The sequence below is a fragment of the Aminobacter sp. HY435 genome, from assembly GCF_027568395.1.
Classification (GTDB): Bacteria; Pseudomonadota; Alphaproteobacteria; order Rhizobiales; family Rhizobiaceae; genus Aminobacter.
Map to the genome: position 1 here is coordinate 148569 of NZ_JANKZL010000012.1, position 16831 is coordinate 165399.

The 16831-nt window shown below is 62.9% G+C and carries 15 protein-coding genes; 9 read left to right on the top strand and 6 right to left on the bottom strand.

What is annotated here, in order from left to right:
- Nucleotides 1–17 precede the first annotated feature (17 nt).
- On the bottom strand, nt 18–338 hold the full coding sequence (locus tag PCJ21_RS18515) for a DUF1330 domain-containing protein (RefSeq protein WP_269932902.1): 321 nt from the start codon (nt 336–338) through the stop codon (nt 18–20).
- Between the two features lie 326 nt (nt 339–664).
- Between PCJ21_RS18515 and PCJ21_RS18520 the strand changes: the two genes are divergently transcribed.
- From PCJ21_RS18520 to PCJ21_RS18530, 3 genes are all read left to right on the top strand, one after another.
- Nucleotides 665–1750 carry an ABC transporter substrate-binding protein gene (locus PCJ21_RS18520; protein WP_269932903.1) on the top strand — a complete coding sequence of 362 codons (1086 nt, stop codon included), beginning with the start codon at nt 665–667 and terminating at the stop codon, nt 1748–1750.
- Between the two features lie 75 nt (nt 1751–1825).
- Nucleotides 1826–2947, top strand: a complete 1122-nt coding sequence (locus PCJ21_RS18525) for an ABC transporter ATP-binding protein (RefSeq protein ID WP_269932904.1) — start codon at nt 1826–1828, stop codon at nt 2945–2947.
- A 23-nt stretch (nt 2948–2970) separates the two neighbouring features.
- Nucleotides 2971–4677: an ABC transporter permease gene (locus tag PCJ21_RS18530; RefSeq protein WP_269932905.1), complete on the top strand. Its 1707-nt coding sequence runs from the start codon at nt 2971–2973 to the stop codon at nt 4675–4677.
- Between the two features lie 45 nt (nt 4678–4722).
- Here the strand turns inward: PCJ21_RS18530 and PCJ21_RS18535 are convergent, their stop codons facing one another.
- Nucleotides 4723–5742, bottom strand: a complete 1020-nt coding sequence (locus tag PCJ21_RS18535; RefSeq protein WP_269932906.1) for a LacI family DNA-binding transcriptional regulator — start codon at nt 5740–5742, stop codon at nt 4723–4725.
- 278 nt (nt 5743–6020) lie between these two features.
- On the opposite strand from PCJ21_RS18535, the gene PCJ21_RS18540 reads away from it, so the two are divergent.
- The 5 genes from PCJ21_RS18540 (at nt 6021) to PCJ21_RS18560 (ending at nt 11657) form a co-directional block, all read left to right on the top strand.
- Nucleotides 6021–7067: an ABC transporter substrate-binding protein gene (locus PCJ21_RS18540; RefSeq protein WP_269932907.1), complete on the top strand. Its 1047-nt coding sequence runs from the start codon at nt 6021–6023 to the stop codon at nt 7065–7067.
- A 64-nt stretch (nt 7068–7131) separates the two neighbouring features.
- Nucleotides 7132–7953, top strand: a complete 822-nt coding sequence (locus tag PCJ21_RS18545) for an ATP-binding cassette domain-containing protein (RefSeq protein WP_269932908.1) — start codon at nt 7132–7134, stop codon at nt 7951–7953.
- Complete coding sequence (locus PCJ21_RS18550; RefSeq protein WP_269932909.1) at nt 7950–9212, top strand: sugar ABC transporter permease; 1263 nt, start codon at nt 7950–7952, stop codon at nt 9210–9212. Before PCJ21_RS18545 ends, PCJ21_RS18550 begins: the two co-directional genes overlap by 4 nt.
- Nucleotides 9213–9239: 27 nt before the next feature.
- Nucleotides 9240–9968 (top strand): SDR family oxidoreductase, encoded by a 729-nt coding sequence (locus tag PCJ21_RS18555; protein WP_269932910.1) that lies wholly within the window; start codon nt 9240–9242, stop codon nt 9966–9968.
- Nucleotides 9969–10025: 57 nt separating this feature from the next.
- Entirely contained in the window at nt 10026–11657 is a 1632-nt protein-coding gene (locus tag PCJ21_RS18560) for an FGGY-family carbohydrate kinase (protein ID WP_269932911.1), read from the top strand.
- 110 nt (nt 11658–11767) lie between these two features.
- On the opposite strand, the gene PCJ21_RS18565 is transcribed toward PCJ21_RS18560, so the two are convergent.
- The 4 genes from PCJ21_RS18565 to PCJ21_RS18580 all read right to left on the bottom strand — a co-directional run bounded on the left by PCJ21_RS18565 (nt 11768) and on the right by PCJ21_RS18580 (nt 16079).
- Nucleotides 11768–13450, bottom strand: a complete 1683-nt coding sequence (locus PCJ21_RS18565; RefSeq protein WP_269932912.1) for a dipeptide ABC transporter ATP-binding protein — start codon at nt 13448–13450, stop codon at nt 11768–11770.
- Nucleotides 13447–14337 (bottom strand): ABC transporter permease, encoded by an 891-nt coding sequence (locus PCJ21_RS18570; protein WP_269932913.1) that lies wholly within the window; start codon nt 14335–14337, stop codon nt 13447–13449. The genes PCJ21_RS18565 and PCJ21_RS18570 overlap by 4 nt, the downstream gene beginning before the upstream one ends.
- A complete protein-coding gene (locus PCJ21_RS18575; protein ID WP_269932914.1) occupies nt 14334–15308 on the bottom strand; it encodes an ABC transporter permease in 975 nt (324 codons plus the stop codon). Before PCJ21_RS18575 ends, PCJ21_RS18570 begins: the two co-directional genes overlap by 4 nt.
- Nucleotides 15309–15377: 69 nt before the next feature.
- Nucleotides 15378–16079, bottom strand: a complete 702-nt coding sequence (locus PCJ21_RS18580) for a creatininase family protein (protein WP_269932915.1) — start codon at nt 16077–16079, stop codon at nt 15378–15380.
- Between the two features lie 172 nt (nt 16080–16251).
- Between PCJ21_RS18580 and PCJ21_RS18585 the strand changes: the two genes are divergently transcribed.
- Nucleotides 16252–16821, top strand: a complete 570-nt coding sequence (locus PCJ21_RS18585) for a MarR family winged helix-turn-helix transcriptional regulator (protein WP_269932916.1) — start codon at nt 16252–16254, stop codon at nt 16819–16821.
- The last annotated feature ends 10 nt before the right edge of the window (nt 16822–16831 follow it).

Sequence of the window (16831 nt, forward strand, 5' to 3'; positions counted from 1 at the left end):
GATCTTCTGTATTGCTCTCAGCGCGCATAGGTCCAAGGCTCGCCCTCGACGAGGATCGCCTTGCTGACCGAGGATGCGAAGCGGGCTCGCACGCTGTGTTGATACGCTTCGGAATAATAGAAACTGCGCGCCTGATCCCAGCTTGGGAACTCGATCACGAAGAACCGTTCGGGGGCCCAATCGCCCTCGAGGGTCTCGATCCGACCTTCCTTGCCAGTGACGCTGCGAATCAGGAAACGCCCGCCATGCTGGTCGAGAATAGGTCGCGCCGCGGAGCGGTAGCTGTCGTATTCCTCCTGATTCTGAATGGAAATCTCGAAGACGAGGAACGCTGCCAAGGGCATCTCTCCCACTGGTGTCGACCGCCGGACCGGCCAGGCAACTAGCGATGGGTCCGGGGCCATCGCGGCCATACAGTTGATTGCAGCCGGGCAAGTAACCGTCCGAACGGACTATGGTGCGGCCCCGGCTGCCGCAATCCCGACATAGCAGGGCAAAATCGACGTACCGTCCGTTCGGACTATGTCCGTGGCGCAGTTCCTGTGAATGATGCCGTCGGTTTTGGCTGGTCGCCGCGTGGAGGCGCGTAGACAAGTGCCACTATACGCACTTGTCGGGACAGCATCCGGCAAGGCGGTGGTCAGTATTCTGGAGGAGACAGAACATGACATTTCTCAAGCGCGCCGCCGTTGGGGCTGCGGTGCTCGCCGGAATTTTGACGGCAGCTGGCCAGTCGGCGGCAGCTGACGGTTTCGATACGATCGTCGAGAAGGCGAAGGCCGAAGGCAACGTCATCGTCCGGATCACCAACCCGAGTTCGCCCGAAGCCCATGCGGCGCTCGAGAAAGCCTTCAACGAGCGCTTCGGCCTGTCGGTCAAGCTGGAATGGACGCCGCAGGGCGCGCCGCAGACCAACGCCCGCGTGATTGCCGAAGCCGGCGCCAACCAGGGTTCCGTCGACATTATCGGCCTCGGCAGCGCCGAGGACGTCGAAGCGCTGCGCAGCCGCGGTCTGGTCAAGGAATTCCCCTGGGTCGAAGTGTTTGGCAAGGAATTGCCTGGCATCGAGCGCGTGGTGAACGACGTCATTCCGGATCTGCGCGGTGCCACCTTCAACCTGCTGGATGCGATCTACGGCGTCGGCTGGAACACCAACATGATCAAGGCCGAGGAGGTTCCCTCCACGACCGCTGAACTGTCCGATCCCAAGTGGAACGGCAAGCTTGCGCTCAACGCGTTCTTCCTCAACCCGCTGCCGACGATCGCCTATGTCATCGGCCAGGACCAGATGCTCGACTATGCCCGCAAGCTGGTCGAGAACAAACCGATCCTGCAACGCGGCAGCCCGGTGGTCATGCAGGCGCTTTCGGTCGGGCAGGCGCCTCTCGGCATCATCACCTACCACGCCGCCCAGGCCGCCAAGAAGAAGGGGCAGCCGGTCGATTTCAAGCTCTTCTCCGACTACATCATGATCTACCAGGGGCTGATCTACATCCCCGAGAACGCGCCGCACCCGAACGCCGCCCGCTTGTTCATGGCGTGGCTTGCAACCGAAGGCACGAAGGTGGCGTCGGAATTCGAAGCGATGCCGCGCATCAGCGACGAGGGTTCGGCCGCCGCGAACTTCGTCAAGGAAGCGCAGGCCAAGTCCGGAGCGAAGATCGCTACCCCGACCTCGCTGAAGGAAATCGCGGCACAGGAAGCGCTGCGCGCTTCGCTGACAAAGCTGCTGACCTCCGCCGGCAACTGACGCCGCCATTTTGGCTTGTGCATGTCCCGCCCCGCTGGGCGGGACATGCTGCATTTTTGAGTTTTGGACGCTCCCATGCTTGTCATCGAAAACCTTGAAAAGACCTATGCCGCGCGCGGCGGCGGCCAGCCGGTTCACGCCCTGCGCGGGGTCAACTGCACGGTCAAGCAAGGCGACTTCTTTGCACTTCTGGGGCCGAGCGGGTGCGGCAAGACGACGATGCTGCAGTCGATCGCCGGGCTGGAGACGCCGACCGGCGGCAAAATCCGGATCGGCGACAAGACGGTCTTCAACTCGGACAAGTCGATCTACGTGCCGACCAGCCAGCGTATGCTGGGCATGGTGTTCCAATCCTACGCCATCTGGCCGCACATGACGGTGTTCGACAATGTCGCCTTCCCGCTCGTGCATGGCCGCCACAAGGCGCCGCGTGAAGAGGTTCGCAAGCGCGTCATGCTTGCGCTGGAACGTGTGAAACTGGCCGACTTTGCCCAGCGCCTGGCGCCCCACCTCAGTGGCGGACAGCAACAGCGCGTGGCACTCGCGCGCGCCATCGTCCATGAACCGCGCCTGCTTCTTCTTGACGAGCCGTTGAGCAATCTCGATGCGCGGCTGCGCGACACGATGCGCGAGGACCTGCGCAATCTCGTCAAGTCGCTCGGCATCACCACCGTTTTCGTCACCCACGACCAGGTCGAAGCCATGGGCATGGCCGACCAGGTCGCGGTACTCCATGGTGGCTCGATCGTGCAGATCGGCGCCCCGGAAGAAATCTACTTCCGCCCGAGAACCGCCTTTGCTGCCAATTTCGTCGGCCGCAGCAACACGTTGCCCGGCCGGGTCACATCGGTCGAGCGCGTCGGCGGCCAGAACTTGCTGCGCTTCCAGACCGCGATCGGCGAGATCTGCAGCTCGGTCGCTTCCGACGTCGAGGCCGGCAGCGAAGGTCTGTGCATCATTCGTCCACAGGCATTCAGCCCGGTGCCGGACAGGACCGCGACCGAAGAATGCGCCAACGCCATTGGCGGTGTCCTGAGCGCCAGGAGCTTCCTTGGCGATACCGTCGAGGCACAGCTTACCGTTCGCGATACGCCCTTGCGCATCGTTCTCAATTCCTACGACACGGTCATGACGGGTTCCGAGATGCGTTTTTCGGTGCCCTTCGACAGGTGCGTCATCGTGCCCGCCGAGCGTTGACCATGGCAAGCGAGACAACAACGATGCCGCGTCGTCGCGCCAGCGATGCCGGCCAGCCCTGGATCGCGCAAACCGTGGTGCTGCTGATCGTGGCGGCGCTGGTCATCGGCCCTCTGCTGATGCTGTTCCGGACAGCCCTGCTGCCGGAGAACTCGCTGCCGTTCGAGACCTGGGAGTTCACGCTCTCCAATTTCGCGACCATTGTGACAGATCCGCAGGTGCTGGTCCTGCTGTTCAACACGGCGGTCTATGCACTGGGAAGCGTGGTGTTCGGCCTGGTGATCGCCACCGTGCTTGCCTGGCTGGTCGAACGCACGGACATGCCGGGCCGCACGGCAATCCGTGTCGCCCTGTTTACCTGGATGGCGGTGCCGCCTGTCATTTTGGGCTTCGGCTGGATTTTGCTGATCAATCCCGGCAGCGGTATTCTGAACGCGCTTTGGCGCACGCTTGCCGGCACCGACGGCCCGCTGACCATCTATTCGATGTGGGCGCTGATCTTCATCACCGGCATCAGCGTGACCCCGACTGCCTTCGTCATGATCGGCGGTCTGTTCCGCAACATGGATCCGCAGCTCGAAAATGCCGGCTACGTCCACGGCGGCAACTGGTTGTCGGTTGCCCGCCGCATCACGCTGCCACTGCTCACGCCCGGACTCCTGTCGGTCGGCATCTATGTTTTCATCGCGGTGGTGCAGACCTTCGAGCTGCCGCTGATCGTCGGGCTGACCGCCCGCATCCCGGTGCTGAGCACGCGCATCTACTTGCTGTCATCTCCTGATGTCGGCGTGCCCAATTACGGCCTGTCGGCAGCATTCGGCCTGCTGCTTCTGGTGGTCGCGGTGCTGTTGATGCTGCTTTACTTCCGCGTGGTGGGGGCAGGCGAAAAGTACCGTGTCGTCTCCGGCAAGAGCTTTAGGCCGCGCCAGACGGAGCTCGGGCGCTGGTCCATACCGGCGATGATCGGCACGGCATTGCTCGTACTGCTGATGATCCTGCCGCTTCTCGTGCTTTTGTGGACGAGCTTCCTGCGTTTCTATGAGCTGCCGAGCCTGGACGCCCTGTCGCGCGTGTCGCTGGACACCTATCGCGAGGTGCTTGCGCGCGGCGCGGTGCAAGGCGCGATCCTGAACACGGTGATCCTGGTGTTCGTCAGCAGCACCGCGACCATGTGCCTGGCAGCGGTGGTGGCGTGGTTTTCACAACGCGGTCGCGGCTGGATCGCACGGTCGCTCGACGTGCTTTCGTTCTCGCCGATCGCCATACCGCCCATCGTCATGGCTATGGCAATCCTGTTGCTGTACCTGCGCACCCCGCTCTACGGTTCCGTGGCGATCCTCATCCTCGGCCACATGACGATCTATCTGGCTTTTGCCACGCGCACGCTGTCCAGCGCCCTGGTCCAGTTGCACAAGGAACTGGCCGACGCCGCCATGGTCAGCGGTGCCAGCTGGTGGACGACGCTCACCCGCGTCATCATTCCGCTGATATGGCCGCAAGCGCTGAATGGCTGGATCTGGGTGCTGGCGCACAGTGCGCGTGACCTGACGATCCCGCTGCTGTTGATGACCAACTCCAACATGGTCATGTCGACAGTGATGTGGACGTTGTGGGATGTGCCGGATCTCCCGGGCGCCGCCGCACTTTCCACCCTGCTCGTCGCTGCGCTTTTGTGCATCGTGGTTCCGCTGCAGATACTGATCACCCGCAAGTCAGAACGCGCGATGTGAGGACCGGCAACAACACTTTCGCGGCGAGTGAAGTCGCAGTCCCCGCTATCCAAGCTTCTCGACGATCGGCGGAATCTGGACGGTCTTCAGCTCGGATCCACCGGAATCGATGATCTCGAACACGGCGTCGAGCATGGCCGGCACGTCTTGCCGCACCATTTCGATGTGGTCGCCGAGCATCGCCACGAAGGGATCCCAGTCGAAACAGCCGAGCAGGGGCATGTTGTCGGGATACTGGCCCGAGCCGCGCAGCCAGCGCATCACCCCTTCGAGCGAAATCGTCGAGTTGACGAACATGCCGCGCGGCAGCGTGCCGACAGTTTCGGCCAGATGCTTCATGGCCTGTTCCGATTTCTCCGGCGCGTAGCCGCACGTCAGGATCAGCCGCTCGTCGACTTCGATGCCGGCCTCGGCGTGCGCCGTTCGGAAACCGCGCACGCGCTCGGACGTGTTGTGGTCGTTTCCGCGCCCGCCGACAAAAAGCAGCGGGGTCATTTCGCCGAATTTCTTCTCGCTGTTTGCGAGCACCCGGCGCGTCAGTTCGAGCGCTCCGCCATAATTGTCCGAGATCACCGACGGCGCCTTCGATCCCGGCAGGTCGAGGTTGACGGTGCGAACGCCCGCCGCCGCGCACAGATCGACGATCCTGTCCGGGTCGGTGGCACCGGTCGCGATCAGGCAGTCGACCTGATAGGACAGCATGGCCCGCGCCGCCTCTATTTCCAGGGCCGGATCGCGGCGGGTGCAGGTGACGATGGGAAACAGTTCGCGGTCGCGCGCCATGGCCTCGAAACGCTCGACGATCGAGCCGAAGTAGCGGTTGTCATATTTGGGCACGATCATGCCGATGATCTTCGAGCGCTCCCGGCGCAGCACGCTGGCCTGCATGTTCAGGGCGTAACCCTGTTCCTGGGCGAGCAGCGTGATCCTCTCCGCCAACTGGCTGCTGATGCGCCGCTTCTTCCAGTTTCCGTTCAGCACAGCGCTTACCGCGCTCGCCGACGTGCCGGCCAGTTCGGCGAGATCGTAGATCGTCGTTCGTTTTGTCTGCGTGCTTCGCTTCACGAATAAGGCCTCCACTTCGGAGCCACCTTGACATCAACCGCGAGAAGGGGCAATTCTGCTTCATCGATTGAGCAAGCTTGCGCAATCGATGAAGTCGCCAGCAAAGCGAAGCTGACTCAGGGAGGAGTCGGATCAGGAACCGAGACGATCGACGCGGTGGCCCAGGCCGCAACGCTCGATCCCGCGCGTCATCAAATGGCGTCGCGTCGCCTGATTTCCGCACTCCCCTTTTGGAAGCCTGAGCCGCCGGCCCAGAAAATCCTTGGTGGAGGAAACATATGAAGACGATTGCTTATTTGCTTGCCTCGGCCGGCTTGGCCGTGACGCTTGGCAGCGCTGCGATGGCGCAGGATGCTGCCACCGTTGCGTTCCTGATGCCGGACCAGGCTTCGACCCGCTACGAACAGCATGACTATCCCGGCTTCAAGGCCGAGATGGAAAAGCTCTGCCCCAACTGCACGGTCATCTACCAGAACGCCAATGCCGACGTGGCGTTGCAGCAGCAGCAGTTCAACTCCGTGATCGCCCAGGGCGCCAAGGTCATCGTCCTTGACCCTGTCGATTCCGCGGCAGCCGCAGCACTGGTCGAGATCGCGCACTCGCAGGACGTCAAGGTCATCGCCTATGACCGTCCGATCCCCAGCAAGCCGGCTGACTACTACGTCTCCTTCGACAACGAAGGCATCGGCCGTGCCATCGCCCAGTCGCTGGTCGACCACCTGAAGGCTTCGGGCGTTCCGGATGGCGCCGGCGTGCTCCAGATCAACGGCTCGCCGACCGACGCTGCCGCCGGCCTGATCCGCGACGGCATCGATTCCGCCCTCGACGCATCACCCTACAAGACGCTCGCTGAATTCGACACGCCGGACTGGGCGCCGCCGAAGGCTCAGGAATGGGCCGCTGGCCAGATCACCCGCTTCGGTGACCAGATCAAGGGCATCGTCGCCGCCAATGACGGCACCGGCGGTGGTGCGATCGCCGCGCTGAAAGCGGCCGGCGTCAAGCCGGTTCCCCCGGTGACCGGCAATGACGCGACGATCGCCGCGCTGCAGCTGATCATCTCGGGCGACCAGTACAACACCATCTCCAAGCCTTCCGAGATCGTGGCTGCCGCTGCCGCCAATGTCGCGGTGAAGCTGCTCAAGGGCGAGACCCCCGAAGCGCCGAACAAGCTCTACGACACGCCGTCGCAGCTGTTCGTGCCGGCGGTCGTCACCTCCGAGAACATCAAGGCCGAGATCTTCGACAAGGGCATCAACAAGCCGGAAGAAGTCTGCACCGGCGAGTATGTTGAAGGTTGCCGCAAACTCGGCATCATCAACTGAGCATGCAAACAAGGTCCGGCCGCGCTCGTCGCGGCCGGACGCCTACCGTCGAGAGGTCAGGGCAATGACTGCTGATACCCAGAACATTCCCGCCAAGGGAGAGACGGTGCTGCGGCTGCGCGGCATCTCCAAGAATTTCGGCGCCGTGTCCGCGCTCACCGACATCGAGCTCGACGTCAAGGCCGGCGAGGTCGTGGCTCTGGTCGGCGACAACGGCGCCGGCAAGTCGACGCTGGTCAAGGTCCTTGCCGGAGTGCACCAGCCGAGCTCGGGCAGCATTGAATTCTGCGGGCAGGGGGTGACGCTCGACAGCCCCGGCACGGCGCTGGGCCTCGGCATCGCCACGGTGTTCCAGGATCTCGCCCTGTGCGAAAACCTCGACGTCGTCGCCAATCTTTTCCTCGGCCATGAGATGTCGCCGTGGCAGCTGGACGAGGTGGCGATGGAAGTGCGCGCGTGGAGGCTGCTGCGCGAGCTCGCCGCGCGCATTCCCTCGGTGCGCGAGCCGATCGCATCCCTGTCGGGCGGCCAGCGCCAGACGGTGGCCATCGCGCGCTCGCTTCTGCTCAATCCCAAGGTGATCATGCTCGACGAGCCGACGGCGGCGCTCGGCGTGGCGCAGACCGCCGAAGTGCTCAACCTGATCGAGCGTGTCCGCGAGCGCGGGCTCGGCGTCATCATCATCAGCCACAACATGGAGGACGTGCGCGCCGTGGCCGACCGCATCGTCGTGTTGCGGCTCGGACGCAACAACGGCGTGTTCTTGCCGGATGCCTCCAACCAGGAACTCGTCGCCGCAATCACCGGCGCCACCGAAAATTCCGTTTCCAGGCGTCTCGACCGCAAGGCCGGCCTGGTCAGCGAAGCAAGCGAGGGGGCAGCATGAGCCAGAACCTTTCCAACAATCTCGCTCAGGGCGAACCGAAGCTCGATCGCAGCGACGAACGCGTGCGGCGCGACGAGGGCGTCTTCGGCATGCTGCGCGGGTTTGCCGACCGCGTGCGCTCCGGCGACCTCGGCATGTTGCCGGTGGCGGTGGGCCTGATCGTCATCTCGGTCGTCTTCTCGGCGCTCAATCCGGTCTTCCTCGCGCCCAACAACCTGGTGAACCTGCTCTTCGATTGCGCCACCGTCGGCGTCATTTCGCTCGGGATCATCTGCGTCCTGGTGCTCGGCGAGATCGACCTTTCGGTCGGCTCGATGAGCGGCCTGGCCTCGGCGATGGTCGGCGTGCTGTGGGTCAACCAGGGCTGGCCGGTTGCCGGCGCGATCATCGCAGCGCTTGTCGTCGGCGCCTGCGTCGGCTTGCTCTACGCCAACCTCTACAATCGCCTCGGCATGCCGAGCTTCATCGCGACCCTCGCCGGCCTGCTCGCATTGCTCGGCCTGCAGCTCTACATCCTCGGGCCGACGGGCTCGATCAACCTGCCTTATGCCTCGCCGCTCGTCCGCTTCGGTCAGATCCTGATCATGCCGGACTGGCTTTCCTACGGTCTCGCGCTGCTGCCGGGTGCCGTGATGATCGCCAAGGGCATGCGCACCATGGGGCAGCGCCAGGCCGCCAATCTTTCGGCCCAGCCGCTCGGGGCACTGATCCTGAAAGCCATCGTGCTGACGGTGGCGCTTGAACTCGCGGTCTTTTATCTCAACCTCGGTCGTGGCGTGCCGTGGATGTTTGGCCTGTTCGTCGCGCTTGCGGTGATGCTCAACTATGGGCTGACGCGCACCAAGTGGGGCCGCTCGATGTTCGCCGTCGGCGGCAACAAGGAAGCGGCGCGTCGCTCGGGCATCAACGTGCGGCGGATCTACATGAGCGCCTTCGTGCTGTGCTCGACGCTTGCCGCGCTGGGTGGCGTTCTGTCCGCCGCGCGGCTGGCCTCCTCAAGCCAGCAGGCCGGTACCGGCGACGTCAACCTGAACGCGATCGCGGCAGCCGTCATCGGCGGCACCAGCCTGTTCGGCGGACGCGGCAGCGCCTATTCGGCCTTGCTCGGCATCATCGTCATCCAGGCGATTTCGAACGGCCTGACGCTTCTGAACCTGAGTTCGTCGCTTCGCTACATGATCACCGGCGGCGTCCTGGCAATCGCAGTCATCGTCGACTCGCTCGCACGGCGCTCGCGCGTCAGCCACGGCCGTGCCTGACGCAATATTTCGAAATGGAGTTCTACAATGGCTGATCTCATGAAGGGCAAGGTCGTCGCCATCACCGGCGCCGCCTCCGGCATCGGGCTCGAATGCGCGCGCACGCTTCTGGCCGAAGGGGCCAAGGTCGTCCTCATCGACCGGGCGCAGGACAGGCTCGAGCAGCTCTGCAAGGACTTGGGCCCGAACGCCCTGCCGCTTGTCGTCGACCTGCTCAAGCCGGCCGAGGTGTCCGGCATGCTGCCGCGCATCATCGAGATTGCCGGCGGGCTCGACGTCTTCCACGCCAATGCCGGCGCGTACATTGGCGGTCCGGTAGCGGATGGCGATCCGGACGCCTGGGACCGGATGCTCAACCTCAACATCAACGCAGCCTTCCGCTCGGTCCATGCGGTGCTGCCCCACATGATCGCGCAGAAGTCCGGCGACATCCTCTTCACCAGCTCGATCGCCGGTGTCGTGCCGGTCATCTGGGAGCCGATCTATACGGCGTCCAAGTTTGCCGTTCAGGCCTTCGTCCACAGCACGCGCCGCCAGGTGGCGCAGCATGGCGTGCGCGTCGGTGCGGTGCTGCCCGGTCCCGTCGTCACAGCGCTCCTCGACGACTGGCCGAAGGAGAAGATGGAGGAGGCGTTGGCCAATGGCAGCCTGATGCAGCCGAAGGAGGTGGCCGATGCGGTGCTGTTCATGCTGACGCGTCCGCGCAACGTGACCATCCGCGACCTGGTGATCCTGCCTAACAGCGTCGATCTCTAGTGCGCTCGACGCAGGACTTCCCTTCGCCGATCCAGTTCTGATTGCAGGCGGTAGACAATGACCAACACTTCCTCCGCGCGCCCCACGGGCGGCGAACGCTATCTCATCGGCGTCGATGTCGGGACGGGCAGCGCCAGGGCCGGCCTGTTCGACCTGACCGGCACCATGCTGGCATCGGCCAAGCGCGACATCACGCTCTATCGCGAGGCTGGCTCGATCGTCGAACAGTCGAGCACCGAGATCTGGGCGGCCGTTTGCGCCTCGGTTCGCGAAGCGGTCGCCAGGGCCGGCGTCGATCCGAACGCTGTCGCCAGCGTCGGTTTCGATGCGACCTGCTCGCTGGTCGTGCTTGGCAAGGACGGCAGCCCGCTGCCGGTCGGGCCGTCGGAAGATCCGCAGCGCGACATCATCGTCTGGATGGATCACCGCGCGGTCGCGCAGGCCGAACGGATCAATGCCCAGGGCCACGACGTCCTGCGCTATGTCGGCGGCCGCATCTCGCCGGAGATGGAAACGCCCAAGCTGCTGTGGCTGCGCGAGAACCGTCGCGCGGTCTTCGACGCCGCATGGCAGTTCTTCGACCTTGCCGACTTCCTCACCTGGCGCGCGACGGGCGATCTGGCCCGCTCGACCTGCACGGTGACGTGCAAGTGGACCTATCTGGCGCATGAGAAGCGCTGGGACCCGAGCTATTTCCGCCAGATCGGCCTTGGCGTGCTCGCCGACGAAGCGTTTGCCCGCATCGGCCAGGACGTGGTCGACCCCGGCTCGGCGGTCGGCAACGGCTTGAGCGCGCGCGCGGCCGAAGAACTTGGCCTGGTTCCGGGAACCCCTGTCGGCGCAGGGATGATCGACGCCCATGCCGGCGGCATCGGCACCGTCGGTGTAGACGGCCCGCCCGAAAGCAACCTCGGATACGTCTTTGGAACGTCGTCCTGCACGATGACGTCGACCGCCGAGCCGGTGTTCGTCCCCGGTGTCTGGGGACCGTACTATTCGGCGATGGTCTCGGGCATGTGGCTCAACGAAGGTGGTCAATCGGCCGCCGGTGCTGCCATCGAACAGCTGCTGTCTTTCCATCCGGCGGCCGGCAGGGCGCAGGAACTGGCCAACACTCGAGGCGTATCGCTTCCGGTCCTGCTCGCCGAACTCGCCGCGAAGAAGGTCCGCAAGCTGTCGCAGACGGTGGACCTGGCCGGCGGGCTTCACGTCGTTCCGGAATTTCTCGGCAATCGAGCGCCGTTCGCCGACCCGCATGCCCGCGCCGTCATCGCCGGCCTCGGCATGGAAAACGACGTCGACAACCTCGTCGCGCTCTACATCGCGGGACTGTGCGGCATCGGCTATGGGCTGCGCCAGATCATCGACGTACAGGCGTCGTCGGGCGCGCCGATCGACAAGATCGTCATCAGCGGCGGCGCCGGACAGCTCGATCTCGTTCGCCAGCTGCTGGCCGATGCGACCGGGAAGCCGGTGCTGGCAACGCAGGCCGAGGAGCCGGTTCTCCTGGGGGCGGCGATTCTGGGAAGCGTGGCTGCAGGGGTCTTTGCCGACATCGGCGCCGCGATGGCCAGCCTTTCGCGCACGGCCAGCACCTATGCGCCGGCCGATGGCAAGACGGCGGAGCAGCATGCCCGCCGCTACGCCGCTTTCCAGAAGCTCCAGGCGGTGGCGCGGGAAATCCGCTAAGAGAACCGCGTAAGCTCAGTAGTGGACAAGATCGACGGCAACCCGCTCCACGAGCCGATCGGCCTCAGGGCGGGTTGCGTCCATAAAACGGTTCGTCACGCGTGCTTGTGTCAAGCCAGCCTTGGAATGGCCTCGAGGAGCATCTTTGTATAGGCATCCTTCGGCGTTCTGAAGATTTCCTCGGCCGTTCCTTCTTCCACGATCCTGCCGCGATACATCACCGCAACGCGATCACACAGGTGGCGTACGACCGACAGGTCGTGGCTGATAAAAAGCAGTGTAAGGCCAAGTTCTTTGCGCAGGGTCAGAAGCAGGTTCAATATCTGTGCCTGGATTGATACGTCCAACGAGGCGACAGGCTCGTCACAGACGATCACATCGGGGCGCATTGCAAGCGCGCGGGCGATTGCAACGCGCTGACGTTGTCCTCCGGAGAATTGGTGCGGATAGCGATCGGCAACCGCGGGATCCAAACTCACGGCCTCAAGCCATTTTGCGACATAGCTGCGTGCGCCAGCCCGGGTTGTCAGTCCATGGGCGATTGGGCCTTCGGCAATGGATTGACCGATGGTGCGACGGGGGTCGAGCGATGCGAAAGGGTCCTGAAATATCATCTGCACCTTGGTCGTCAGCTTCCGTCCCAGCTGATTTTCCAACATGACCGGCGCACCAGCGAGCCTGATTTCACCCTCGGATGGACGATAGATGCCGCATACCATGCGTCCCAGCGTGGATTTTCCCGACCCCGATTCTCCGACCAGCCCGAGGGCTTCACCCCTGGCAATGGAAAGACTGACGTCGTTGACTGCGAGAACCGCCTTTTTCTGCTTGACGACGCCCAGCCTCTCGCCGATGCGCCCCCAAAAGCCGGTCTTCCATTCGAAGCGCTTGATCGCACCTTTCACGGTTACGAAGTCGGGATCAGGCTCGACCGCGACGGTGACGTCGCTTTCATCCGAAGCGTCAGTTTCGCGTGCCCGTGCGCCCAGAAGTTGGCCCGGCTTGGCGCGCGACGGCAATGCGTCCAGCAGCAGTTGCGTATAGGGATGGGCGGGAGCACGCAGCACATCGCCCGCCGGACCGGTTTCCACGATCTTTCCGGATTTCATCACCGCTATGCGTTTCGAGATAGACGCCACGGTAGCGAGATCGTGGCTGATCCAGATCATCGAGATGCCAAGCTCGGCGACCAGCGCCTTGACTTCGACAAGGATCTCGGCCTGGACCGAAACATCGAGCGCGGTCGTCGGCTCGTCGGCAATGACCACCTTGGGCTTGTGCAGCAAGGCAATGGCAATTGCCACGCGCTGGCGCATGCCGCCCGAAAACTGGTGCGGATAAAAGTCCACTTTCTGTTCCGGGTCGACGATACGTACCTGCCGCAGCGCTTCGACACAGCGCACACGTGCATCCGCATTGGACAAGTTCTCATGCGCCCTCAGAGCCATTGTCATTTGGTCGAGAACTGACAGAACCGGGTTGAGTGTCATCATCGGGTCCTGAAAGACCATCGAGATTTCCCGGCCGCGGATCTTGCGCAGTTCAGTCTCGTTGAGACCGACGAGTTCGCGTCCTTCCAGCTTGATGGAGCCCTGAACGATGCGCCCCGGCTTGTCTATCAGGCCAATCAGCGAGAAGCCGGTGATTGATTTTCCCGAGCCGGATTCACCGACGAGGCCGAGGATTTCACCGCGCTCCAGATGGAGCGAAATGCCATCGACGGACTTTACCGTGCCGCTGCGCGCTTCGAAATGGGTGTGAAGATCGGTGACTTCGAGCAGGGGGGTCGTCATTTCTTCAGCCTTGGATTGAGCTGGTCACGCACTTGGTCGCCAACGATGTTGATTGCCATGATCAACACGATCAGGGCCACGCCGGGGTAGATCGAGATCCAGTACCGACCCGACAGAAGATATTGGAAGCCGGTCGAAATCAGCATGCCCAGCGAAGGTTCCGTGGGCGGCAGGCCGACACCGAGAAACGACAGGGTGGCTTCGAGCGAGATCGCGCTTGCCACCTGCACGGTTGCAACGACGATCAACGGAGGCAGCGCGTTGGGCAGGATGTGGCGAGTTACGACGAACCAGCCGCTCATCGGAACCGAGAGCGCCGCTTCCACATAGTCCTTGTGCCGTTCGGCTGAAGCGGCACCGTGCGCCGTGCGGACGAAATAGGCGTATTGCGAGAACACCAGCGCAACGATCAGCTGGCTTTTGCCCTGCCCGAGAAGGGCGGCCACGACGAAGGCGAGAAGAATCGCCGGGAATGACAGCTGCAGGTCGACCAAGCGCATGACGAATGCTTCAAAGCGGCCGCCGACATAGGCTGCCGTCGATCCCACGAGGGCACCGATCGTGAAGGCGATGGCACCGGCCACAAGTCCCATCTGGAGCGAAATCCGCAGCCCGTAAAGGATGGCGGAAAACAGGTCCCTGCCTTGGCTGTCCGTTCCAAGGATATGGATGTACCCGCCCTGCCCAACATAGCCCGGAGCCTTTCGGGCATCGCGCAACACCAGGTTCGAAAGGTCGTATGGATCCTGAGGCGCGATGAGCGGTGCAAAGACCGCGAGCACGATGATGGCAACGACAGCAACCGCGGCTGCCACCGCCGCCGGATGCCGGCAAAATTCGGCCCAAAAGCCAAACGACGTCCGAGGCTTCGACAAGGTCGCGGTCATTTTCCACCTCCTTTGCGCATGCGCGGATCAAGCACTGCGTAGGCAAGATCGACGGCGAGATTGATCGTGATGAACAAAAGCGACACCAGCATGAGATAAGCGACCATGACCGGGCGATCGAGCGAGGTGATGCTGTCGATGATCAGCTTGCCGAGGCCGGGCCACGAATAGATCGTCTCGGTTACCACTGCGAAGGCGATGGTCGAACCCAGCTCCAGCCCGAAGACGGTCACCAGCGGGATGGAGATCAGGCGCAGGACATGCTTGCGCAGGATGGTGTGTTCATCGATCCCGGCGGCACGGGCGAACTTGATGGTATCGGTCAGCATGACCTCCCGCGTGCCGGAGGCCGCGAGCCGGATCATCATCGACATTTTGAACAAGGAAAGGTTGATGGCCGGTAGCGCCAGATGATGCAAGCCGGTGGGCGTGAGAAAGCTCCAGGGGACACCGAACAGCGTAACTGTTTCGCCGCGTCCTCCGGCCGGCATGATGCCGAGCTGCACGGCAAAGACCATGATCAGCATCAGCCCGATCCAGAATGTCGGTACGGAAAAGCCAAGTATGGACAAGGCCATGATCGCCTTGGAAAGCCAGCTGTCGGGCTTGTATCCGGCGTACACGCCGAGAGGTATGCCAACGACGCTGGCCAGCAGGATCGCTATCACGGCCAGTTCCATCGTCGCCGGAAGGCGGGATGCGATGAGCTCGGAAACCGGCATGTTGTAGACGAAGGAGCGGCCCAGGTCGCCATGAAGCAGGCTGTTCATGAAATGCAGATATTGCTGCCAAACCGGAAGATCGAGCCCGTATTGCGCAATGACCCGCTGGCGGATCTCCTGCGTCGCATCGGGAGAAATCAGCACGTCCACCGGGTTGCCGATGACGAAGACGCCTAAGAATACCAGCATCGACATGACCAGCATGACCAGCATTGCCTGCCATATCCGCCGAACAATAAATGCAATCATCAGCCCTGTTCCCGCTCGCATCCCGCCAGCATGCTGTCGGGGTTATTTGTGCATCCCGTCGTTGCCCGATCAGTGCCAGTCATTCTCTAGCAGCGCGCGGGTTTCCTTGACCGCCACGTCCCAGATCGCCAGCATGTCGGCGTCGGGCCGTTCGTACAGGCCGTGGTAATTACCCTCGCCGAGACGCTCGCGCTTGCGCCCTGCATCGACGCGTGACAGGCCGTCGAAATCGACGCGCTCCTGGACGTGCGCCGGCTGTGCGACGCCTTGCAGGCGGGTCCACGGAAAATTCTCCATCCAGGACGCGTGCGAGGCGCGGTTGTCGATTTCAAGCACCTTGGCCATCGTCTTGGGAGCGCGCCACCAGTCGTGCATCTTCACGCTGGCCTGCCGATTGCGGTTCAGCCATTCGGAGATGACAGTTGCCGCCGGCGTGTTGCCGCCATGTCCGTTGACAACAAGGATGCGCCGGAAGCCGGAGTGGTGGAGGCTGTCGAGGATGTCTTCAATGACGCCGACATAGGTGCGGAGGCTAAAGGACACGGTGCCGGGGAAGTCGGCGAAACTGGAGGCCAGGCCGTAAGGCACGACCGGAAAGACCGGCACGCCTGACGGTGCGGCTGCATCCAGCGAAATCTTTTCCGCGAGGATCATATCCGTGCCGAGGCTCAGGCGCGCATGCTGCTCGACGCTGCCGATCGGCAGAATGCAGCGATCGTCCGTCTTGATGCGCTCTTCGACCTGAATCCAGTTCATCGCATTGATATGCATCCGAAATTCCTTCCCGACCTGTTCGCTTTCGTCTCTTGCGGAGATGATTTCCAAAACCTGTAACCTCGAAAGCCCACCGCACACAAGTTCCAAGTGGAACAAAAAACGTGTTTGACATCGCCTATTGTGCCGGTATTTTGTTCTAAATGGAACTTAATCGCTGGAGGGGCGAATGGACGATCTGGTCAGGATCGCGCTTTTCGAAGGCCGCGCCGGGCGTGCGGAAGCGGTGAATGAAAGGATCGACGAGAGCGACATCCTGCACGCCAAGCTGTGGTCCAACCCGTGCTGGCTGTCGTTCCGCATCAACTATCTCGCCCTGCACTACAACAATCCGGTCTACGGCATGATCGGCGCCGACCATGACCTGTTGCGGCCGGAATTCGTGGTGCTCTACTCGCTGTTTCTGAGAGATCGCACGACGCTATCCGAAGTCGTCGCCGGTTCCGGGTTCCCCAAGAACACGCTGAGCCGCGCCACCAAGAAGCTGACCCGGCTCAAGCTGATCCGGCGCGAAGAAGACCTCGGCGATCTTCGTCGCGTGGTGCTGTGCCTCACCGACACGGGGCGAGCCGTCGTCGAGGCCAAGATGGCGCCGATGATCAAGCGTGAACGCATGATGCTCGAGACGCTGAGCCCGGCCGAACGCATGATGCTGTCCGATATTCTCGCCAAAATGGTCATCGCGTCCCGCGATTGGCCGGAAACGATCTTCTCCGACGCGCCTGCGATCGAAGAGTAGAAAACCGCGG